The following is a 21,740-nucleotide window of genomic DNA, read 5'->3' as shown; positions in this document are numbered from 1 at the left end:
CAGGGGCGCGCGGTCACTTCTTCTTGGACTTCTTCGCGTTCGAGGCCGTGGCCTTCTTGGCATCCGACTTCTTCGAGCGCGCGCCCTGCGGGGCGGGCGCGGCCTGGTCGTCCTTCACCCGGCCCGCGGCGGCGGCCTCCGTGGCCGCGCCCGCGCTGCTCAGGCGGCCGTCGTCCGTGGTCAGGAAGGAGCGCATGAACCACTGGAACAGCTCGAGCTGGGCCACCTGGTCGATGAGGATGTCCTGGGTGACCGGGTCGAGGTCCTCGGTGGCGTCGATCGCGGCCCGGTGGTCCGTCACGACGCCGTCGTAGACGAGGTCCAGCGCGGCCAGGTGCTCCAGGGTCGTCGCGCGGCCCAGCGTGTAGTCGTCCCACGCACGGGCGGCCACGAGCGCGCCCGGGGTGCCGGCGGGGGAGACGCCCAGGGTGGCGATGCGCTCCGCGAGGACGTCCACCATCCCGCGGACCAGCTCGATCTGGGGGTCGAGCATCTCGTGCACGCCGATGAAGCCGGGGCCCACCACGTTCCAGTGGGCGTGCTTCAGGGTGAGCTGCAGGTCGTTGAGGGCGTGCAGGCGACCCTGGAGGATCTCGGCGGTGCGGCGGCCCGTGCTCAGGGACAGGCCCGGGACGGTGTACTCGGCGGCGTTCTTCTCGGCCATGGTGGTGCTCCTTCTCTGTCGGGACGGGCGCGCCGTCGGCGACGCCCCGTGATCTGCCATCCAACCGCGCGAGACCCCCGCGCTTCCAGGGCCGGGCGCCTGCACCGGGACGGATCAGGGATGGACCCGGGGCCCGGGAATGGATCGCGGACGGCCCGCGTTGACCCCCGCAGAAGCAGAAGTGAGTGAAGTCGACTCAGGTTCACTTGACAGTCCACCACCCCGGTGGCAACCTGAGTCATGAAGGCTCAAGTCCCTGCGGCGCCGGCGCCCCCGGCCCGCGGGTCCGGCCCCCGCTTCACCGTCAGACAGGAAGGACCCCACCATGTCCCGTGCAGTCGGCATCGACCTCGGCACCACCAACTCCGTCGTCGCCGTCCTCGAGGGTGGCGACCCGGTCGTCATCGCGAACGCCGAGGGCGCCCGCACCACCCCGTCCGTCGTCGCGTTCTCCAAGGGCGGGGACGTCCTGGTCGGCGAGGTCGCCAAGCGCCAGGCCGTCAACAACCCGGAGCGCACCTTCGCGTCCATCAAGCGCCACATGGGCACCGACTGGACCACCGAGGTGGACGGCAAGAAGTACACCCCGCAGGAGATCTCGGCCCGCACGCTGATGAAGCTCAAGCACGACGCCGAGGAGTACCTGGGCGAGAAGGTCACCGACGCGGTGATCACCGTGCCCGCCTACTTCAACGACGCCGAGCGCCAGGCCACCAAGGAGGCCGGCGAGATCGCGGGCCTGAACGTCAAGCGCATCATCAACGAGCCCACCGCGGCCGCCCTGGCCTACGGCCTGGAGAAGGGCAAGGAGGACGAGCTCATCCTGGTCTTCGACCTGGGCGGCGGCACCTTCGACGTGTCCCTGCTCGAGGTCGCCAAGGACGAGGACGACTTCGCCACCATCCAGGTGCGCGCCACCGCAGGCGACAACCGCCTTGGCGGCGACGACTGGGACCAGCGGATCGTGGACTGGCTGCTCCAGCAGGCCAAGTCCAAGGGCGCGGACCTGTCCAAGGACAAGATCGCCCTGCAGCGCCTGAAGGAGGCCGCGGAGCAGGCCAAGAAGGAGCTCTCCTCGGCCACCTCCACCAACATCTCGCTGCAGTACCTGTCCGTGACCCCCGAGGGCCCGGTGCACCTGGACGAGCACCTCTCCCGCGCCAAGTTCCAGGACCTCACCAAGGACCTGCTCGAGCGCACCCGCAAGCCGTTCGAGGACGTCATCAAGGAGGCCGGCGTCAAGGTCTCCGACATCGACCACGTGGTCCTCGTCGGCGGCTCGACCCGCATGCCCGCCGTCTCCGACCTGGTGAAGGAGCTGACCGGCGGCAAGGAGCCCAACAAGAGCGTGAACCCGGACGAGGTCGTCGCCATCGGCGCCGCGGTGCAGGCCGGCGTGCTCGCCGGCGAGCGCAAGGACGTGCTCCTGATCGACGTGACCCCGCTGTCGCTGGGCATCGAGACCAAGGGCGGCGTGATGGCCAAGCTCATCGAGCGCAACACGGCCATCCCGACCAAGCGCTCCGAGACGTTCACCACGGCCGAGGACAACCAGCCCTCCGTGTCCATCCAGGTCTTCCAGGGCGAGCGCGAGTTCACCCGGGACAACAAGGCGCTGGGCACCTTCGAGCTGACCGGCATCGCCCCGGCCCCGCGCGGCATGCCCCAGATCGAGGTCACCTTCGACATCGACGCGAACGGCATCGTGCACGTCTCCGCGAAGGACAAGGGCACCGGCACCGAGCAGTCGATGACCATCACGGGCGGCTCCTCGCTGTCCAAGGAGGACATCGACCGCATGGTCAAGGACGCCGAGGCCCACGCGGACGAGGACAGGAAGCGCCGTGAGGCCGCCGACCGCCGCAACCAGGCGGAGCAGTCCGCGTACTCCGTGGACAAGCTCCTGCAGGACAACACGGACAAGCTGCCCGAGGACGTCAAGACCGAGGTGCAGGCCGACGTCGACGCTCTGAAGGCCGCCCTGGAGAAGCAGGACAACGACGACGAGGTCGCCGCCGCGTTCGAGAAGCTCCAGGCCTCCCAGGTCAAGATCGGCGAGGCCCTCTACGCCCAGCAGGGCGCGGAGTCGGCCGACGCCGGCGCCGAGTCCGCCGCCCCGCAGGGCGACGACGAGGACATCGTCGACGCCGAGGTGGTCGACGAGGACGACGAGAAGAAGGCCTGACACCCCGGTGCCGGGGCGGGCGTCCACGCCCGCCCCGCCCGGAGGCCCACGACGCCGGCGGGCCGGCCCGGCAGCGTCCCTGCCAGGCCGGCCCGCCGGCCTTCCCGCACCACCCCCCCGCGCGGCGGACCCGCCGCGCCCACCCGCTTCGAAAGGACACACCATGAGCGCCGACCAGCAGCGTCCGCACGGCTCCTCCGACGCCGAGCGCGGCTCCGAGGAGGAGCCCATCGTGTTCAATGACCGTCGCCGCATCGACCCCGAGACCGGTGAGCCCCGCGTCTCCGCCGAGAGCGCGGCCGAGCAGGCCGAGGACGGCGACGCCCTCGCCCAGGCCGAGCGCATCCTCGACGAGGCCGGGGCCGAGGCGCCGCAGCCCGCGGCCTCGGATCGCGAGGCCGAGCTCGAGACCGACCTGCGCCGTCTGCAGGCCGAGTACGTGAACTACAAGCGCCGCGTGGACCGCGACCGCGACCTGGCCAGGGACGCCGGCGTGCTCAAGGCCGTCACCGCGCTGCTGCCGGTGCTCGACGACATCGACGCCGCCCGCGCCGCCGGCGACCTGACGGACGGTCCGTTCGCCGCCATCGCGACCAAGCTCGACACCGCCCTGGCCGGCCTCGGCCTCGAGCGTCACGACCAGGAGGCCCTGGCCGGCGTCGAGTTCGACCCGGCCGTGCACGAGGCCGTGATGCGCCAGCCGCACGCAGAGGTGCCCGCGGACCACGTGGTCCAGGTCTTCCGCAACGGCTACCTCCGGGACGGCCGCGTGCTGCGCGCCGCCCAGGTGATGGTCTCCGCCGGAGACGAGTGACCCCGTCGGCCGGCGGCCCACCCCGCCGCCGGCCGACCCCCTGACCGATACACACGAGAGGAGGCACCATGGCCTCGCAGGATTGGATGGACAAGGACTTCTACGCGACCCTGGGGGTGTCCAAGGACGCCTCCGATGCGGATGTGAAGAAGGCCTACCGCAAGCTCGCCCGCACCCACCACCCGGACCAGAACCCCGGGGATGAGGCGGCCGAGAAGAAGTTCAAGGAGATCTCGGAGGCGTACGCCGTCCTGAGCGACCCCCAGGAGCGCCAGGAGTACGACGCGATCCGCGCGATGGGCGGCGGCGCCCGGTTCTCCGCCCCGGGCGGTGCCGACGGCGGCGGCTTCGAGGACGTCTTCGGCGGCATGTTCGGCGGCGGGGGCGGCCCCCGCACCACGCAGTCCGGGCCCGACCTGTCGGACCTGTTCAGCGGGATGTTCGGCGGCGCCGCAGGCCAGACCGGCGGCTTCGGCCCCGGCGGCTTCGGCGACGCCGGCTACGCGCGGCCGCGCCCCACGAAGGGCGCGGACCGCACCGCCACCACCACGATCTCCTTCCGCGGCTCGATCCAGGGCACCACGGTGTCCCTGCGCGCCCCGGACGGCGAGACGATCGAGGTGAAGATCCCGAAGGGCATCCGTGACGGCCAGAAGGTCCGTGCCCGCGGCAAGGGCGCGCCCGGTGCGGCCGGCCGCGGCGACCTGCTGGTCACCGTGCGCGTGCGCGAGCACGAGTTCTTCCACCGGGACGGGGACGACCTGCGCATCACCGTGCCCGTCACCTTCCCCGAGGCCGCCCTCGGCGCCACGATCGAGGTGCCCACGCTGGAGCGCCCCGTGAAGGTGAAGGTGCCAGCGGGCTCCCAGTCCGGCCGCGTGCTGCGCCTGAAGGGCCGCGGCGTCGAGCGCGGGACGACGACGGGTGACCTGCTCGTGGAGCTGCACGTCACCGTGCCCACCGAGCTCGACGACGACGCCCGCGCCGCCGTCGAGGCCCTGCAGTCCGCCATGGCCGGCGACGATCCGCGGCGGGAGCTGGCCCGGAAGGCCGCCTGGTGAGCGCCCGCGACGGCGCCGCCCGCGCGGACCGCGGCCGCGAGCGGGGTCCTGACCGGAACGCCCCCGTCTTCGTGATCTCCGTGGCCGCCGAGATGGCGGGCATGCACCCGCAGACCCTGCGCCAGTACGACCGGCTCGGCCTCGTGGTCCCCGCCCGCCAGGGCGGACGGCACCGCCGCTACTCCCTGGCCGACGTCGAGCGGCTGCAGACCGTGCAGGCCCTGAGCGGCGAGGGCATCTCGCTGGAGGGCATCCGCCGCGTGATCGCGCTGCAGCGCGAGGTCGAGCAGCTGCAGGACACCGTGGTCGAACTGTCGGCCCAGGTGGACCGCCTCCACCACGCCTCCCGCCTGGCCCGCGTCTTCACCGTGGGCTCCGGCGGCGACGTCTCGGCCCGGTACGCCGACCGGATGGCCGCCCGCCGCCAGGCCGCGGCACGGAGCGAGGCCGACTCCGCGGGCCAGGCCTCCCCGGGTGTCCTGCGGACGCTGCCCTCTGGCGTCGCGGTCCCTCGACGGGTGCTCACGTGGCAGCCCGAGCAGGACTGAGCCGGGCGTCGTTCGGGGCGGCCGCACGGTCCCGCGTCCGGGAGCGGCTGCGCACCGACATGGCCCGGCGCGACGGCCTGGGCCGGCGGGCCCGCAGCGCCCTGGACGGGATCGTCCACGCCCTCAAGCCGGAGGGCATGGACCCGCAGCTGCCCGCCCGGCATCTGCTGGACTACGTCCTCGACGGACCGGACGGTCCGCGCGCCGTGGTCGCCGCGGGGGACCCCGCGACCGCCACCCACCTGACCTGGCTCGTCTCCGGCATGGGCATCCGCCCCCAGACGGCCATGTGGGGGACGGCCCGGGAGGCCGCCCACCTCGCCGCCGCCCAGCGTGCCGCCGGCGCACCCCGTCCCGTCGTCATCGCGTGGCTCGGCTACCCCGCGCCCTCGCCCTGGCGGGTGGTGCTCGACGGCCCCGGCCGGCGCGGCGGCGCGATGCTCGCCGCGGATGTGCGGGCCTGGTGGGAGTTCCTGCGCCACGGGCCGGGGGAGGACGACGACGCCGCCCCGGCCCTGCGCGCCCGCGGGACCGCCGTGCACGGGGCCGTGGAGGCCCACTCGTACGGCTCGCTCGTGGCCGCGCACGCCCTGCGCCTGCTCGCGGACCGGGGCCTGCAGCCCGACGACGCCGAGGCCCCGTGGCCGGCCGAGCGTCCCGTCGAGGCCCTCGTGGTCTCGGGCGCGGTCGGGCTGCCCGCCGCCCTGGCAGCCCGGGCCGCGCACCTCGGCCTGCGGTCCGGACGGGTGTTCCGCGCCCTGGCCCCGGGCGACCTCCTCGCCCGGGTCGGCCGTGCGGTGGGCCGTCGTCGGGACTGGACGGACGCCGCCGTGCTGCCGGTGGCCCCGCGGCCCGGCCTGGCGGGGGCCGCCGTCCGCGGCCACCACACGGCCCGCTGGTCGCCGACGGCCCCCGGGGACGCCCCGAGGGGCTACCGGGACGCCGGGTCTGTGACGCTCGCGGCGACCGCGCGGGTGACGGCCGGCCTGCCGCTGCCGCCCGTCCCGGACGGTGCCGATCCGGCCGGGCCGGTCGCCCCGGCCTGAGCCATCCCGTCGGGCCCCGTGCTCAGCGGCGGCGGTACGCCAGGTCGAACACGAGACGCCCGGCCCGCTGGGACTTCGCCTCGAAGCTCGTGATCGGTCGACCCTCGAACCGGGGCGCCCAGCCGCCCTCGTGGTCCACGGGGTCCGCGGCCGCCGCGCCGGCCCGCGCCTCACCCAGGCCGGCCCGCAGCGGCCGCTCCTCCTCGGCCGCGCGCTCCCAGCCCGCGGGCAGCGGCTGGGCACCCACCTCGGTCTCCCTGCCCTCGCGGCGCACCCGCGTGAGCGGGGAGTCCTCGCCCGCGGCGCGCCCGGGGAAGAGGTTCTCGAACTCCGGGTGCGCCTCGAGCACCTCGCGCATCTGCACGGCGTAGCCCGACCAGTCCGTCGCCAGCCGCAGCACCCCGCCGGGGGCGAGCACCCGCGCCACGCGGTCCGCGAAGGCGGGGGAGACCAGGCGGCGCTTGTGGTGCCGCTTCTTGTGCCACGGGTCCGGGAAGAACACCCACACCTCGGACACGGAGCCGGGCGTGAGCAGGGCGTCCAGCAGCTCGGGGGCGTTGGCCTCCACGGCGCGGACGTTCTCCAGGCCCTGCTGCTCCACGCGCGTCATGAGCGCGGCCAGGCCGGGCACGTAGACCTCGACGGCGAGCACGTTCCAGTCCGGCCGGTCGGCGGCGGCCTGCGCCGTGGACTCGCCCAGCCCCGAGCCGATGTCGACCAGCAGGGGGGCCTCGCGGCCGAACACCCCCGCCCAGTCCAGTCGGGCCTGGGCGTCCACCGAGGTGGCGCCGCGGCCGCGGGGCACGTCCACGAGGACCCGCTCCGCCTGGCGGTCCCACACGGCCTGCCGCCCCGCGTTCAGGCGCGCACCGCGCCGGACGAAGGAGACCGGCTCCCGTCGGACGAGGGCGGGGTCCTTGTCCCGATTGTGGTCGTGCGCGTGGACGCGCTCGGCGGGCGGCGGGACGGCGTCGGGGCCGGGTGCGTCCTGTCTCTTATAGGACGGGGCCGTGCTGCTCGGCACCGGAGTGGTCGCGCTGGGCGTCGGGGCCGCCGTGTCGGCGGGCGCGGACGGGGGCGTCACGGGTGCGCCGGTGGCCTCCTCCGTCCACGAGGACGTCTCGGGCTCCGGCTCGGGGGCGGGCTCCGGCTGCTGCTCCTCGGGGGTCGGGGTGGAGCGGTCCGGCAGACGCAGGTCGGCGGGGGCGGAGGCGGCGTCCGCGGCGACGTGGCCCAGGTCGGACAGCCAGGGGGCTGCCGTGTCCCGGGGGATCCGCACCGTCAGCACACCCGCGGCGGCCGGCGCCATGGACGCCTGGTCCGCCTCGAGCAACAGGCTGCCGTCCGGGAGGAAGACCACCGCGTCCCAGACGCGACGGTTCTCCACCTGCTCCGGCGCGTCGACCGCCGAGTCCAGGCGCGAGCCGATCACGTCCGGGTCGTTGGCCATGCGCTGGCGCACCTCGGTGCGGAACGCGTCCCAGCCGTCGGGGGTGAAGAGATCGGCGGTCTCGAGCACGCGGTCCTCGCGGGCCGAGTACCAGATCACGTGCGAGGTGGACACGGAGTCCGTGCCGCGCCGTTCCGTGGCGAGCAGGCGGGCCGCGGCGATGTCCTCGGCCACGACGGCGAGCTGCGGCTGGATCTCCAGGCGCGGGTCCGCGCTGGGGTCGGTGTCCCGGCGGTACTGGTCGATCTGGGCGCGCACGGCCCCGGCCATGGCCTCCGACCAGGCCGGCGCCCCGGGCACCTGCAGCCACGCCCCGTGGTGGTCCGGGTCCTCGCCCTCGAGCACGGCGACGCTCGCCTCCGGCACCCTCGCGAGGTCGTGCGAGGGGACCTCGACCGTGAACGGGGCCATGTCCATGGACGGCAGGGCGGAGGCCGCCGTCGTGTCGGGCGCAGGCTCGGGCTGCGGCTCGGTGCGAGCACAGGCGCTCAGCGCCACCAGGGCGACGGCGGCCAGGCCGAGGGTCGCGCGGCCACGGCGGGGGGAAGGCAGGACGGGACGCATGCGATTCACTTCCGGTGGTCGGAGGACTCCAGGATGGCCTCGACGCGGGCGGCCATCTCATCCGCGGTCGGCGGGCGCCAGTCCGGGTCGTTCCGGCGGCGGGCGTCGCGGCGCAGGCGCAGGACCACCCAGGTCGCGAGGAAGGCCAGGATCAGGACCAGGACGATGTTGGAGAAGACGTCCGCGTACTCGGAGATGACGTGGAACCGCTCCCCGAGCGCGTAGCCGCCGTAGACGAAGATCGCGTTCCAGATGAGGGAGCCCAGCGCCGTGAACAGGGTGAACTTCGCGAGGTTCATCCGCTCGATGCCCGCGGGGATGGAGATCAGGGAGCGGAACACGGGGACCATGCGGCCCAGGAACACGGTCCAGTAGCCGTAGCGGATGAACCAGCGCTCGGTCTTGGCCACGTCCTCCATGTCCACCAGCGGCATGCGGTCCGCGATGCGGTACATGCGGCGGCGGCCGAGCCACGCGCCGATGCCGTAGAGGGCCAGTGCGCCGACGATCGAGCCGACCGTCGCCCAGACCAGCGCGGCATGCGGGCTGAAGGCGCCGCCGGCCGCGGTGAAGCCGGCCAGGGGCAGGATCACCTCGGACGGGATGGGCGGGAAGATGTTCTCCGCGAAGACGGCCAGGCCGACGCCGATCGGGCCGACCGCCTCCATGATGTCCACGACGATGTTGCCGAGCCAGCCGTAGTCGGTGGGCGCGGCGGCGGCCACGCTCAGGGGTGTGACGAGGGGGAGCATGCGCCCCATTGTCCATCATCGACCGCCTCCGCGACGTGGTGGAGGCGCCGACGTCGTCCGCTCTGCGCGCACAGTCGCGCCTCCGGGCGGGCGGGAGCGGGCTGCCGTTGGTAGTGTCAGAGGTGCTGACCGCTCACCGACCGTTCGCGCCACACCCCACTCCACGTGCGTGCCGCGGGCCCTACTGGAAGGAAGACTCCATGAGCATCGTCCAGATTCCGCTGCGCCTGGCCTCCGGCGCGTTCATCCTGAACTCCGGCCTGAACAAGCGCGGCATCTCCGCGGAGCAGGCCCAGGGCCTGCGCGACATGGGCGCCCGCGGCCTGCCCGCGCTGGCCAACCTGTCGCCGGAGCAGTTCAAGAAGTTCCTCGTGGGCACCGAGATCGGCGTGGGCTCGGCCCTGCTGGCCCCGTTCGTCCCGGGCTGGCTCGCCGGCTCCGCCCTGACCGCGTTCTCCGGCGGCCTGTTCTCCATGTACCTGAACACCCCGGAGATGACCGAGGCGGACGGCGTGCGTCCGTCCCAGGAGGGCACCGGCGTCGCCAAGGACATCTTCCTGGTCGGCTCCGGCCTGGCCATCACCGCCGACTCCGTGGCCAACCGCCCCGGCAAGCGCCGCAAGGCCGCCAAGAAGCGCGCCGCCCGCATCGAGGGCGCCCGCGATGCCAAGGTGCAGGCCATCCGCGACGCCCAGGACGAGAAGGTCGCCGCGATCCACGCCGCCCGTGAGGAGCAGGTCGCCGCGCTGCGCGAGGCCCGTGACGAGCTGAAGAAGCTGCGCAAGAAGGCCTGACGCCTCCGCCGCACGCGTGAGGGGCCCCGCCCGGACCATGGTCCGGGCGGGGCCCCTCACGCATGTGCCCGCCCACCGGGCGGGCAGGCTCAGAGGTCGATCTCGGTGGGGTGCAGCACGCGGCGCAGGAAGTCCTGGGTGCGCGGCTGCTGGGGGTCGGAGATCACCGCGGCGGCCGGGCCGGCCTCCACCACGACGCCGCCGTCCATGAACACGACCCGGTCGGCCACCTCGCGGGCGAAGCCCATCTCGTGGGTGACCACGAGCATGGTCATGCCGTCGCGGGCCAGCTGGCGCATGATCGCCAGGACGTCGCCGACGGTCTCGGGGTCGAGGGCCGAGGTGGGCTCGTCGAAGAGCATCAGCTGCGGGTCCATGGCCAGCGCACGGGCGATCGCCACGCGCTGCTGCTGGCCGCCGGAGAGCTGGTCCGGGTAGCGGTCCTCGAGCTCGGCCAGGCCCACGCGGGCCAGCTGCCGACGGGCGATGTCCGCCGCCTCGGCCTTGCCCCGCTTGAGCACCTTGAGCTGGGCCACGGTGCAGTTCTCCAGCACGGACAGGTGCGGGAACAGGTTGAACTGCTGGAACACCATGCCCACGTGGCGGCGCAGCACGTCCAGGTCCACGTCCTCGTCCGTGACCGTGAACTCACCGACCGTGACGACGCCCGAGTCGGGCTTCTCCAGCAGGTTCACGCAGCGCAGGAGGGTGGACTTGCCCGAGCCGGACGGGCCGATCAGGCACACGACCTCGCCGGGGGCGACGTCGAGGTCGATGCCGCGCAGCACGTGGTTGGCGCCGAAGGACTTGTTGAGGCCGGCCACGTGCACGCCGGCGGCGTCCGCGGCGGCCACCGCGCCGAAGGATCCGGTGATGGGGTTCTGCTGGGCCATCTCAGTGCCCCTTCTTGGTCGAACGGGCCTCGAACCGGCGGGCCAGCAGGGACAGCGGCACGGTGATCACGAGGTAGAACAGGCCGGCCACGAGGATCGGCGTCATGCCGGCGTCGAGGGCGGAGATGCCGTCGCGGCCGAACTTGGTGAGCTCGTACTCGTGCGCGGCCAGGCCGAGCACGTAGACCAGCGAGGAGTCCTTGGTCAGGAGGATGACCTCGTTGGTGAGCGGCGGCAGCACGATGCGGAACGCCTGGGGGATCACGATGGTGACCATGGCCCGCCACGTCGGCATGCCGAGGGACCGGGCCGCCTCCATCTGGCCGCGGGGCACGGCCTGCAGGCCGGCACGCAGGGTCTCGGCGATGTACGCGGCCGAGACCATGCCCAGGGCCGCCATCACGACGACGGGGATCGGCCAGGACACCCCGAACGCGAAGGGCACCCCGTAGCCGAAGGCGAGGAACACCAGCAGCGCGGGGACGCCGCGGAAGAACTCGACGTAGGCGGTGGCCAGCCACCGGTACGGGCCGAACGAGCTCAGGCGCATGAGCGCGAGCACGACGCCGCCCAGCAGGCCGACGACGAACGAGGTGACCGTGTAGAACAGCGTGTTGCCCAGGCCCACGAGGATCACGTTGGGGAACATCGGGGCCACGGCGGGGAAGTTCAGGACGTTCTCGGCGAGCGTGCCCCAGTCGATGAGGACGGCCAGGACGACGAGGGCGAGGACGAAGACGGCCGCCTGGATGATCAGGGACAGCCGGCGACGGCGGCGCGCACGGCCGGGCTTCATGGCCGGTGCGGGCGAGACGGGGGCCTGCGTGCTCATCGGTAGTCCTCCTGTGCCTGACCGAACCAGCGCTCCTGGAGCTCGGCCACGGTGCCGTCGTTGCGCAGCTCCTGCAGCGCGCGGTTCACGGCGGAGCCGAGCTGCGCCTTCTGCGGGCCGACCGCCATGCCGAGCTGCTCGCCCGTGGGCAGCGACTCGACCACCTCGAAGCGATCGTCGTCCTTGAGCGAGTAGAGCAGCACGGACTGGTTGCCCAGGGCGGCGTCCACGGTGCCGGCCTGGATGGCCTGGATCTGCATGCCGCCGTCCTCGAACTGCACGGGGCTCAGGCCGTTCTGCTGGGCGTACTCGTCGCCGGTGGTCGCGGCCTGCACGCCGATCCGGCGGCCCTTCGCGGACTCGACGTCGGTGATGCCGGAGCCCTTCTTCGCGACCAGGACGAGGTCGTCGTCGAGGTAGGGGAGGGTGAAGGCCATGACGCGCTGGCGGGCCTCGGTGATGGAGATCGACGAGGCGTTCACGTCGCAGCCGGTGAGCGAGGCACCCGACTCGATGGCCTCGAACGAGGAGTCGATCACGTTCACCCCGAGACCCAGCTTCTCCGCCACCGCCTCGACCAGCTGGATGTCGTAGCCGGTCAGCTCGCCCTTCTCCTCGAACTCGAAGGGCGGGTAGGGGATGTCGGAGCAGACCGTCAGGACGCCGGGCTGGACGAGGCCGTACGAGGTGCTCAGGTCGTCGTCGGACACGATGCCGGCGGATCCGGCGTCGCCGCCGAGGACGGCGCAGCCGGTGAGCAGCGCCGCCGACGCGGTGAGCCCCACGGCGCCGAGGAGGCGGGAGTGGATGCGGGTCATGGAGTGCCTTCTGTGCCGCCGTCGGGAGGACGGGCGTGCGGGTCGGAGGGAGCCGGCAGAGTGACGTGTGCCGCCGTGATTGGTGGTCATCGTAGTGCGTCGGGCGCCGTGGCGGGCGCCGGGAGACGACCCGTCCCCGCGGAGCGAGCCGATCGACCGGTGGCCCTGCCGCGGTCCGCCTCGGCAGAGGAAGACTGGCCTTGCGCTGTGGGGATTGTCAGACTGGTCACATCGTCGTCACCCGGTCTGAGAGGTCTGTCATGCTCCGCACCGCCGCCCCCCTGTCCCTGCTCGCCGTGGGCGCCCTCGCGCTCGTCGGCTGCGGTGGGGGAGGCGGCGAGGCCTCGTCCTCCTCTCCCTCCTCCGACGCGTCGTCGGCCTCCCCGGCGACCGTCAGCGCGACCGCGAGCCCCACGCAGGACGCGGCCACGTCGTCCTCCGCGGCTCCCTCGACGGCGGTGTCCACGGCCTCGTCCTCCGCCGCGTCCTCGGTGGCGGCGTCCGCGTCGGCCGACGCGTCGGAGTCCGCCTCGATGGGGGCCGGCTCGGACCTCACGGACGAGCAGGAGGAGCGCGTGGAGGCGCTCGAGGACGTCCTGCTCACGCCCCAGACCGCGCCCGACGGCGTGTTCATGGACATGGAGACCCAGGTCGGCGGCGGGGGTGAGCCGATCAGCACGAGTCTGAGCCTGACGGGCGTCACCCCCACGGGCGCCTGCGCGGACCTCGTCGAGCAGATCAACACGCAGCAGGCGCCCGGGCTCGGCGGTGCGCTGGCCCAGTACGAGGTGGACCCAGCCGCGGTCACCGGCCTGGCCGGTTCCCAGGCTGGGGCGTTCGGCATGGTCGCGGTCACTGGGGACGGCACCGATCTGCTGGAGCCCTTCGGCGAGCTGGCCGACACGTGCGGCACGTTCGGCGACCCGAACGGCGTCGAGGCGGCCTTCACGACGGTGCCCGGCGTGCCGGACGCGGTCCACATCTCCCTGGGGAACTCGGGCATGGACACAGCCTTGTTCACCATGACCGTCGGAGGCGTCACGGACGGGGACGAGCTCGTGTACCTCGGCATGGTGGGCCTCGACGAGGAGATCGCGGCCGAGACGCTGCGTGCCCAGGTCGAGGCGTTCGAGAAGCGGGAGCGCTGACCCGTCAGTCGTCGGGCCGGGGCGTCGGCTCGAGGCGGGCGCCGTCGTCGGACACCGGGTCCGCGTGGAACGGGCTGCCCGAGCTGACGTCCTCCGGGCCCCGCTGTCCCGACTCGACCGCGAGGAGGCGCCCCTCCTCGGAGAGCAGGGGTGTGGCCTCGATCGTGAGGTTCTCGCCGGCGCGTACGGCGTCGGCCACGAGCCGGGCCAGGCGGCGGTTGCGGGCCTCGTACCGTTCGGAGTCCTCGAGCACCGCGGTGTGCCGCGTCGCCAGCTGGATCTCGACGGAGGCGTCGATGCCGACGGCCAGCTGGCGGGCACGCAGCACCTCCGCGTCGAAGGCGGCCCCGGCCAACAGCACGATGCACGCCACCCACGCGAGGGCGAGCACGCCGATCGCGGAGTTGATCCGCCCGACCACGGCGAACTGGCCGAACCGGTCCGTGATCCAGCCCAGGGCCACGGTGGCGCCGAAGAGCAGGACCACCACGGCCACGGCGCCGAGCGAGAGCGGGCGGTAACGGGGCTGCCGGACGTTGGGACCCAGGCGGTAGGCGAGGGTCACGATGAGGGCGATCACCACGAGGATGACCGGCCACTTCACCACGTTCCACGTCTGGACCGTCTCCTCCGGCAGGCCGACGGCCTGGCCGAGGCGCTGGGAGAGGTCCCCGCCGACGACCACCAGGATCGTGATCAGCACGGCGCCGAGCATGAGGGCGAGCGTCTCGACGAAGACCACGAGGCGGAAGTGGAGGAAGGGCCGGCCCTCGCGGGTGTCGTGGATGCGGTGCATGGCCCGGTGGAACGCGCCGACGGCGCCCGAGGCGGACACCACGGTGCCGACGGCCCCCAGGACGACGGCGCCGGTGCCGGGCCCGGCCGAGCCGAGGGTCAGGATCCACTCGCGGACGACGTCGGGCGTCAGCGACGGCCAGATCTCGGCGGCCAGGTGGGCCGCGGCGTCCACGGTCTCCTCCTCGACGCCCAGCAGCGAGACCACGGAGAGCAGGGCGATGACGGTGGGCAGCAGGGACAGCGCCCCGAAGAAGGTCATGGCGGCGGCCACGTCCCAGACCTGCAGCTCGAAGAGCCGGTGCAGGGTGCGGCGCAGGACGTACAGCAGGGACACCCGCGGTCGGGTGTACGTGCGGAGGCGCCGGGGCGCCGCTGTGGAGCCGGCCATGGCACCAACGTACCGGCGCGCGGGGGAATAGCCCTGGCACGAGGAGGGTTGAGCTACATAGACTCAACTTTGTCTCGGCGGTGGGAACGGCCCGCCGTCGACGGTTGTCCGACACCCCCGGGACACGGGGGAGAGAAGGAGCGAGGCGCACATGGATGCCAAGTTCACCACCAAGAGCCAGGAGGCGCTCTCGGCCGCGGCCATGAACGCCTCCACCGCCGGCAACCCCCAGATCGAGCCGGCCCACCTGCTGAAGGCCCTGATGGACCAGCGGGAGTCCGTCGCCGTGGCCGTCCTCAAGGCCGCCGGGGCCGATCCCGACGCCGTCTCCACGGCGGCCTCCTCGGCCATCCGGCGCCTGCCCTCCACCCAGGGCAGCACGGTGGCCCAGCCCCAGCTCTCGCGCGCCGCCCTGCAGGTCGTGCAGAACGCGCGCACCCAGGCCGAGCAGCGCTCGGACCAGTTCGTCTCCACCGAGCACCTGCTGCTCGGCGTGGCGGCGGACCCGGGCGAGGCCGGTGAGGCCCTGCGCTCGAACGGGGCGAGCCTCGAGGCGCTCGCCGCCGCCCTGACCCAGGTGCGCGGCGACTCGCGCGTCACCACCCAGGACCCGGAGAACACCTTCCAGTCCCTGGAGAAGTACGGCACGGACCTCACGGAGGTCGCCCGCTCCGGCAAGCTCGACCCGGTGATCGGCCGCGACGCCGAGATCCGCCGCGTGGTGCAGGTGCTCTCGCGCCGCACCAAGAACAACCCCGTGCTCATCGGCGAGCCCGGCGTCGGCAAGACCGCCGTCGTCGAGGGCCTGGCCCAGCGGATGGTGGCCGGGGACGTCCCCGAGTCCCTGCGCGGCAAGACGCTGATCAGCCTGGACCTGGGTGCCATGGTCGCCGGCGCCAAGTACCGCGGCGAGTTCGAGGAGCGCCTGAAGGCCGTCCTCGAGGAGATCAAGGCCGCCGAGGGTCAGGTCGTCACGTTCATCGACGAGATCCACACCGTCGTGGGCGCGGGCGCGTCCGAGGGCGCCATGGACGCGGGCAACATGCTCAAGCCCATGCTGGCCCGCGGCGAGCTGCGCCTGATCGGCGCGACCACCCTGGACGAGTACCGCGAGAACATCGAGAAGGACCCCGCCCTGGAGCGCCGCTTCCAGCAGGTCTACGTGGGCGAGCCCAGCGTGGACGACACGATCGCCATCCTGCGCGGGCTCAAGGAGCGCTACGAGGCCCACCACAAGGTGGCCATCGCCGACTCCGCGCTCGTGGCCGCGGCCACGCTGTCCCACCGGTACATCACCGGCCGCCAGCTGCCCGACAAGGCCATCGACCTCGTGGACGAGGCCGCCTCGCGCCTGCGCATGGAGATCGACTCCGCCCCGGAGGAGATCGACGTCCTGCGCCGCCAGGTGGACCGCCTGACCATGGAGGAGCTCGCCCTCGAGGGCGAGACGGACCCGGCATCCGTCGAGCGGCTCGAGGCCCTGCGCGCCGAGAAGGCGGACCGCGAGGAGGAGCTCACCGCCCTCACCGCCCGCTGGGACGCGGAGAAGGCCACCCTCAACGAGGCCGGTGACCTGCGCGCCAAGGTGGACGAGCTGCGCTCGCTGGCCGAGAAGGCCCAGCGCGACGGCGACCTCGCCGAGGCCTCCCGCCTGCTGTACGGCGAGATCCCCGCGCTGGAGAAGCAGCTCGAGGAGGCGGACCGCGCCGCCCGTGAGGCCGACCGCTCGACCACCGAGCCGATGGTCTCCGAGGAGGTCACGGCGGACGACATCGCCGAGGTGGTCTCCGCGTGGACCGGCATCCCCGCCGGCCGCATGCTCACCGCCGAGTCCGAGAAGCTGCTCACCATGGAGGAGCACCTCGGCGAGCGGCTGATCGGGCAGCGGGACGCCGTCGTCGCCGTCGCGGACGCGGTGCGCCGCTCGCGGGCCGGCATCGCGGACCCGAACCGGCCCACCGGCTCGTTCCTGTTCCTGGGCCCCACGGGCGTGGGCAAGACCGAGCTCGCCAAGGCGCTCGCGGAGTTCCTCTTCGACGACGAGCGCGCCATGGTGCGGATCGACATGTCCGAGTACGCGGAGAAGCACTCCGTCTCCCGCCTGGTCGGCGCCCCTCCGGGCTACGTCGGCTACGACGAGGGCGGCCAGCTCACGGAGGCCGTGCGGCGTCGCCCCTACTCGGTGGTGCTGCTGGACGAGGTGGAGAAGGCCCATCCCGAGGTCTTCGACATCCTGCTCCAGGTGCTCGACGACGGCCGCCTCACCGACGGCCAGGGCCGCACCGTGGACTTCCGCAACGTGATCCTGATCCTCACCTCGAACCTGGGCTCGCAGTTCCTCGTGGACCCGACCCTGGACGAGGCCGCCAAGCGCGAGTCCGTGATGTCCGTGGTGCGCGCGGCGTTCAAGCCCGAGTTCCTCAACCGCCTGGACGAGATCGTGCAGTTCGACGCGCTCACCGTGGACGAGCTGACGCGGATCGTGGACCTGCAGGTCGAGTCCCTGCAGGCGCGCCTGACGGACCGCCGCCTCACCCTCGAGGTGTCCGACGCCGCCAAGGCGTGGCTCGCCGAGACCGGGTTCGACCCGGCCTACGGCGCCCGGCCCCTGCGCCGCCTGGTGCAGCGCGAGATCGGCGACCGCCTGGCCCGCGGCATCCTCGCCGGGGAGATCGCGGACGGGGACACCGTGGTCGTGGACCGCGTCGAGGGCGAGAACGGCCTCACCGTGACCCGCAAGGGCTGACGCCGGGACCGACGGACCGAGGGCCGTGCCCACCCCCGTGCTCGGGGGCGGGCACGGCCCTCGGTCCGTCCACGGGCGAGGTTCAGAAGGTGCCCGGCATCGCCTCCCGCACGCCGCTCCAGCTCACGAGGCCGAAGGCCACGCACGCCGTCAGCGCCGTGTAGAGGACGATAGCGACGGCCTGCCATGCCATCACGCGGTGCCGGTTCGCCCCGAAGGACACCATGGCCGGGGCCGCGACGTGCCCGGGGATGAAGAACCAGGGGCCGAGCAGGCTCAGCCCGGGCACGCCCCACGCCTCGAAGTGGCGGTGCAGGTGGACGTGGCGCTCGGCCACCGGGGTGCCGTGGCCGGTCGCCGGAACCGCGGCGTCGGCGGCCATCCCACGGCGCGCCGTGACGGCGGAGCGCACGCCGTGGGCCGCGTAGACCAGGAGCGCGACGGCGAGGAGGTTGCCCAGCACGGCGGCGGGGATGGCCACCCACGGGTGCACCCCGACGACGACGCCGATCAGCCCGGCGCCCTCGCCCTCCACGAACGGGATGAAGGAGACGAGGAAGACGCCGAGGCCCTGCAGGCCGTCGGGCAGCCCCATCACGAACTCGCGTGCGGTGTTCATCAGGTCCATCGTGACCACGTTCCTCTCCAGCGCTCTCGTTCGGGCAACCGTCGTGTTCCCCGGTGTCGTCGTCCGGGATCCGGTCGGGCTCCCGAGCTCTGACTCCAGCCTTCCGGCCACCACCGGTTCGCAGAAGTGCCGTGCGGTCACCTCCGCCCGGGCAATTCCACACGGCGGGCCATGACAGTTGTCACGCCCGTAGGGTGAGGCCCATGAGGATCGAGGGGAACCACGACGACGGCCGCCCGGCCCCGCCGGCCGTCGCACCGGGGCGCCGTCCGACCGGCTCCCTGCCCACGGCCAACCCCGCGGGCATGGGGTCGGCCGGGCCCACCGGGCCCGGCCCCTACTCCGGCGACCTCACCGGCGCGTGGTGGTACACCTGGACCGGCCTCCTGCTCTGCGTCCTGGTGATCGCCGGGTTCTCCGCGTTCGGCCCGCTGTCCCACCTGCGGGAGCACCTGGAGGCCGGCCGCACCGAGCAGGTCGTCGCACTGGCGCTCCTGCTCCTGCTCCACGTCCTCGGAGTCGTCGGCCAGCTGCACGTCGCCCGCCACTTCCAGGCCCCGCCGCCCGAGGAGACGGAGGGGCCGGTGTTCGGCCGGCATGACCTGGCCTGGCTGTTCGGCCCCACCGTCCCGCTCGCGCTCGCCGGTGCCGTCTTTCCGGCGCTGGGGCTCACGGAGACGGGCGCGTGGTGGGCCCTGCCCCTCTGGCTGTCTTCCCTCGTCCTCGCCCTGCTGATGCACCCGTGCCGGCGGCGTCCCGTCCTCTGGGGCGGCTTGGCGGCCTCACTCGTCCTCGGGGCGGCGGCGGTCCTCCAGGATCCTGCGGGGCCCGCCGACACGGCCGTCGGCTTCCTCGTCTGGTCCGTGATCACCGCCTGCATGATCGTCCCCACGGTCTGGTTCTGGAGGCTGATGCAACGCCTCGACAACGCCCGGCGGCAGGCCGCGGACCTCGCCGTCACCCGCGAGCGGCTGCGCTTCGCCGCCGACCTGCACGACGTCCAGGGCCACCACCTGCAGGTCATCGCACTCAAGGCCGAGCTCGCCGAGCGCCTGCTGGCCAAGGGCCGGACCGAGGACGCCGAAGCCTCGCTGCACGAGGTGCGTGAGCAGGCCCGGGAGGCGCTCGCCGAGACCCGGGCTCTCGTCCGCGACCTCCGCGAGGTCTCCGCCGAGCGCGAGCTTGTCAACGCGAAGGAGGTGCTCACCGCCGCCGGCACCGCCACCGAGGTCGGCGCCGACCCGCACCTGGGCCCGCTCGGCACGGCCGCCGGCCGCCTGGTCGGTCTGGCCGTCCGCGAGGCCACCACGAACATCCTGCGCCACGCCTCGGCCGGCCACGCCCGCATCGAGCTCACCGCGGCCGGCCCGGACGCCGTGCGCCTGGTCATCGTCAACGACGGCGCTCCCACGGCAGACGCCGGCACCGGCGGCACCGGGCTGGCGGCCCTGGCCGAGCGTGCCGAAGCCGCCGGCGGGTCCCTGACCGCCGCCCAGGCCGGCGGGGAGTTCACCCTGACCCTGACCGTGCCCCGCACCGAGAAGGAGACCGCATGAGTGCCCCGACCGAGAGGATCCGCGTGCTCGTCGCCGACGACGAGGTACTCATCCGTGGCGCTGTGGAGGCGCTGCTCGCCCTGGAGGAGGACCTGGAGGTGCTGCCCGGCATCTCCGACGGCATCGCCGCCGTGGCCGCCGCGCAGGAGCACCGCCCGGACGTCTGCCTGCTGGACCTGGAGATGCCCGGGCTGGACGGCGTGGAGGCCGCCCGGCAGATCCTGCGCTCGGTGCCCACGAAGGTCGTCATCTTCACCCGGCACGCCCGCCCCGGCGTGCTGCGCCGGGCGCTCGCGGAGCAGGTGTCCGGGTTCGTCCCGAAGTCGACGCCGGCCGAGGAGCTGGCCGTCGTCCTGCGGCAGGTCGTGGCGGGCCGGCGCTACGTGGACCCCGAGATCGCCGCCTCTGCGCTGACGGCCGAGCACAGCCCCCTGACCGAGCGCGAGCTGGACGTGCTGCGGGTCGGGCGGGACGCTGCCCGCGTGGAGGACATCGCCGCCGCCCTGCACCTGGCCCCGGGGACCGTGCGGAACCACATCTCGAACGCGATCGGCAAGCTCGGTGTGCGGACCCGCCAGGAGGCCGAACGGGCCGCGTGGGAGGCCGGCTGGATCTGAGCGCGGCCGGCCCTGCAGGAGACGCGTCGGGGGCGGTTTCGGGTGGTATCCGGCCTGGATACCACCCGAAACCGCCCCCGACGGCGTCTGCGAGACGGACGGAGCCGCTCGGGTCAGCGGGTGCCGAGGGCGTCGGCGTCCTGCTGGAGGGTGCCGATCAGGTTGGCCACCGCGCGGGCCGTGTGGGTCAGCGTGGTGATGGAGACGTTGTCGATGTCGTCCTGGGGCGTGTGGTAGTTGTCGTCGCGGATCGACAGCAGGCCCGTCGAGGCGATGCCCGCGTCCACGAACGGCGCGTAGTCCGAGCGGCCGTTGCTGCCCTCGGGCTGGTGCGCGTGGCCGTCGCGGTCGAGCTGCGCGCCGAGCAGGGACTCAGCACCGATCGACCAGTCGGCCGTGAGCACGCCGAGCGTGTTCTGGTGGTCCAGCGGGGCCACCATGTCCAGGTTGGTGTAGAGGATGATGTCCTCGCGCTCCGCGGCGGTCAGGGTGTCCACGTAGTGGTGCGAGCCCAGCAGGCCGATCTCCTCGGCGCCCCACAGGGCGAAGCGGACCTTGCTCTCGGCCTTGTTGGCCTTGGCGGCCTGGCGTGCGACCTCGAGGGTCGCCGCGACGCCCGAGGCGTTGTCGTGGATGCCCGGGCCCTCCGGCACGCCGTCCAGGTGGGCGCCGAGCATCACGACGTCGTCGTCGCTGCCCGTGCGCGTCTCCGCCAGCACGTTCCAGGTGGGCCGCTGCTCCACGAGCTGCTCGAGGTCCAGGGTGACGGTGGCGCCGCCGCCGCGGGTCTGGGCCAGCAGGTCGGCGCCCAGCTCGCGGGTCACGCCCACGGTCCCGACGACGTCGCCCGGCTCGGCGCCCAGGGTGCCGTTAAGTGCGCCCTCGGCGTTGTTGTAGATGATGACGGCCTCGGCGCCGGAGGCGGCCGCGACCTGGGACTTCTGGGCGAAGGTGCAGTCGCCCCGGGAGACCAGGGCGACGCTGCCGGTCAGGTCCGCGCCGGCCCAGTCCGCGTCGGCGCAGCCGGTGGCAGCACCGGAGGGGGCGGAGAGCGGGGCGTCGGTGACCTGCGCCGAGGGCGAGGACGTGAAGACGGTGTGCTCGAGGTCGCGCTGGACGGGTCCGGTCTGCTGAAGCCGATCCCGCAGGGTCTCGGTGTAGGTAATCTCGAACTCCTGGAGCTCGACGTCGTAGCCGGCCTCCTCGAGCTCGCCCACGGCGTAGTCGAGGGAGGCCTGGAAGCCCGGCGTGCCCGCGGCGCGGTTGCCGTGCTCGTCCGCGATGGCCGCGAACGCCGCGATGTCCTGGCGGAGGTGGTCCGAGGAGATGGACCGGACCAGCTTCTCCGGGGAGTTCGGGTTGCCGCCGGCGCGGTTCAGGCCGGGGCCCAGGCCGCGGTCGGCGGTCTGCGTGGTGGCCGCGGGGGCCTTCGCGGGGG

19 protein-coding genes are annotated in these 21,740 nt (G+C 73.4%); 10 read left to right on the top strand and 9 right to left on the bottom strand.

The window, feature by feature from the left end; genetic code table 11:
• Positions 1–13 precede the first annotated feature (13 nt).
• Entirely contained in the window at positions 14–664 is a 651-nt protein-coding gene (locus J1M44_RS00480) for a Dps family protein (RefSeq protein ID WP_002858398.1), read from the bottom strand.
• Between the two features lie 325 nt (positions 665–989).
• On the opposite strand from J1M44_RS00480, the gene dnaK reads away from it, so the two are divergent.
• The 5 genes from dnaK to J1M44_RS00455 all read left to right on the top strand — a co-directional run bounded on the left by dnaK (position 990) and on the right by J1M44_RS00455 (position 6,318).
• A complete protein-coding gene (dnaK, locus tag J1M44_RS00475; protein ID WP_044658849.1) occupies positions 990–2,849 on the top strand; it encodes a molecular chaperone DnaK in 1,860 nt (619 codons plus the stop codon).
• A gap of 163 nt (positions 2,850–3,012) precedes the next feature.
• Positions 3,013–3,663: a nucleotide exchange factor GrpE gene (locus J1M44_RS00470; protein WP_044658850.1), complete on the top strand. Its 651-nt coding sequence runs from the start codon at positions 3,013–3,015 to the stop codon at positions 3,661–3,663.
• Between the two features lie 68 nt (positions 3,664–3,731).
• The gene (locus J1M44_RS00465) at positions 3,732–4,724 is read left to right on the top strand and encodes a DnaJ C-terminal domain-containing protein (protein ID WP_206480338.1); all 993 of its coding nucleotides are present in this window, start codon (positions 3,732–3,734) and stop codon (positions 4,722–4,724) included.
• Positions 4,721–5,272, top strand: a complete 552-nt coding sequence (locus J1M44_RS00460; RefSeq protein ID WP_206480337.1) for a heat shock protein transcriptional repressor HspR — start codon at positions 4,721–4,723, stop codon at positions 5,270–5,272. Before J1M44_RS00465 ends, J1M44_RS00460 begins: the two co-directional genes overlap by 4 nt.
• Complete coding sequence (locus tag J1M44_RS00455) at positions 5,251–6,318, top strand: alpha/beta hydrolase (RefSeq protein ID WP_232502363.1); 1,068 nt, start codon at positions 5,251–5,253, stop codon at positions 6,316–6,318. Before J1M44_RS00460 ends, J1M44_RS00455 begins: the two co-directional genes overlap by 22 nt.
• 22 nt (positions 6,319–6,340) lie before the next feature.
• Here the strand turns inward: J1M44_RS00455 and trmB are convergent, their stop codons facing one another.
• Together trmB and J1M44_RS00445 are read right to left on the bottom strand one after the other, a co-directional pair.
• A complete protein-coding gene (trmB, locus tag J1M44_RS00450) occupies positions 6,341–7,342 on the bottom strand; it encodes a tRNA (guanosine(46)-N7)-methyltransferase TrmB (protein ID WP_206480373.1) in 1,002 nt (333 codons plus the stop codon).
• A gap of 995 nt (positions 7,343–8,337) precedes the next feature.
• Entirely contained in the window at positions 8,338–9,084 is a 747-nt protein-coding gene (locus J1M44_RS00445) for a DedA family protein (RefSeq protein ID WP_206395882.1), read from the bottom strand.
• Between the two features lie 200 nt (positions 9,085–9,284).
• On the opposite strand from J1M44_RS00445, the gene J1M44_RS00440 reads away from it, so the two are divergent.
• Positions 9,285–9,878, top strand: a complete 594-nt coding sequence (locus J1M44_RS00440) for a hypothetical protein (RefSeq protein WP_002853955.1) — start codon at positions 9,285–9,287, stop codon at positions 9,876–9,878.
• Positions 9,879–9,967: 89 nt separating this feature from the next.
• Here J1M44_RS00440 and J1M44_RS00435 read toward each other — a convergent pair whose 3' ends face one another.
• The 3 genes from J1M44_RS00435 to J1M44_RS00425 are packed head-to-tail and all read right to left on the bottom strand — an operon-like array spanning position 9,968 to position 12,421.
• Positions 9,968–10,771 (bottom strand): amino acid ABC transporter ATP-binding protein, encoded by an 804-nt coding sequence (locus J1M44_RS00435; protein WP_002853962.1) that lies wholly within the window; start codon positions 10,769–10,771, stop codon positions 9,968–9,970.
• Position 10,772: 1 nt separating this feature from the next.
• A complete protein-coding gene (locus J1M44_RS00430) occupies positions 10,773–11,603 on the bottom strand; it encodes an amino acid ABC transporter permease (RefSeq protein ID WP_044658854.1) in 831 nt (276 codons plus the stop codon).
• On the bottom strand, positions 11,600–12,421 hold the full coding sequence (locus J1M44_RS00425; protein ID WP_065572489.1) for an ABC transporter substrate-binding protein: 822 nt from the start codon (positions 12,419–12,421) through the stop codon (positions 11,600–11,602). The genes J1M44_RS00430 and J1M44_RS00425 overlap by 4 nt, the downstream gene beginning before the upstream one ends.
• Before the next feature lie 260 nt (positions 12,422–12,681).
• On the opposite strand from J1M44_RS00425, the gene J1M44_RS00420 reads away from it, so the two are divergent.
• The gene (locus tag J1M44_RS00420; protein WP_241252647.1) at positions 12,682–13,569 is read left to right on the top strand and encodes a hypothetical protein; all 888 of its coding nucleotides are present in this window, start codon (positions 12,682–12,684) and stop codon (positions 13,567–13,569) included.
• Between the two features lie 4 nt (positions 13,570–13,573).
• On the opposite strand, the gene J1M44_RS00415 is transcribed toward J1M44_RS00420, so the two are convergent.
• Complete coding sequence (locus J1M44_RS00415) at positions 13,574–14,755, bottom strand: YihY/virulence factor BrkB family protein (RefSeq protein WP_061867641.1); 1,182 nt, start codon at positions 14,753–14,755, stop codon at positions 13,574–13,576.
• Between the two features lie 151 nt (positions 14,756–14,906).
• On the opposite strand from J1M44_RS00415, the gene clpB reads away from it, so the two are divergent.
• Entirely contained in the window at positions 14,907–17,501 is a 2,595-nt protein-coding gene (gene clpB / locus J1M44_RS00410; protein ID WP_206480336.1) for an ATP-dependent chaperone ClpB, read from the top strand.
• An 82-nt stretch (positions 17,502–17,583) separates the two neighbouring features.
• Here clpB and J1M44_RS00405 read toward each other — a convergent pair whose 3' ends face one another.
• Positions 17,584–18,120 (bottom strand): hypothetical protein, encoded by a 537-nt coding sequence (locus J1M44_RS00405; protein ID WP_206480335.1) that lies wholly within the window; start codon positions 18,118–18,120, stop codon positions 17,584–17,586.
• 212 nt (positions 18,121–18,332) lie between these two features.
• Here J1M44_RS00405 and J1M44_RS00400 point away from each other — a divergent pair, with 212 nt between their 5' ends.
• Entirely contained in the window at positions 18,333–19,685 is a 1,353-nt protein-coding gene (locus tag J1M44_RS00400) for a sensor histidine kinase (RefSeq protein ID WP_206480334.1), read from the top strand.
• Positions 19,682–20,302: a response regulator transcription factor gene (locus tag J1M44_RS00395; protein ID WP_185194463.1), complete on the top strand. Its 621-nt coding sequence runs from the start codon at positions 19,682–19,684 to the stop codon at positions 20,300–20,302. Before J1M44_RS00400 ends, J1M44_RS00395 begins: the two co-directional genes overlap by 4 nt.
• Positions 20,303–20,415: 113 nt before the next feature.
• Here the strand turns inward: J1M44_RS00395 and J1M44_RS00390 are convergent.
• The coding region (locus tag J1M44_RS00390; RefSeq protein ID WP_241252646.1) for a M20/M25/M40 family metallo-hydrolase at positions 20,416–21,740 on the bottom strand (1,325 nt) is incomplete at its 5' end.

It is taken from the genome of Micrococcus sp. KRD128 (assembly GCF_017168395.1).
GTDB lineage: Bacteria > Actinomycetota > Actinomycetes > Actinomycetales > Micrococcaceae > Micrococcus > Micrococcus luteus.
The sequence above is the reverse complement of the archived record's forward strand: the minus strand, read 5'-3'. Positions and strand labels throughout refer to the sequence as shown.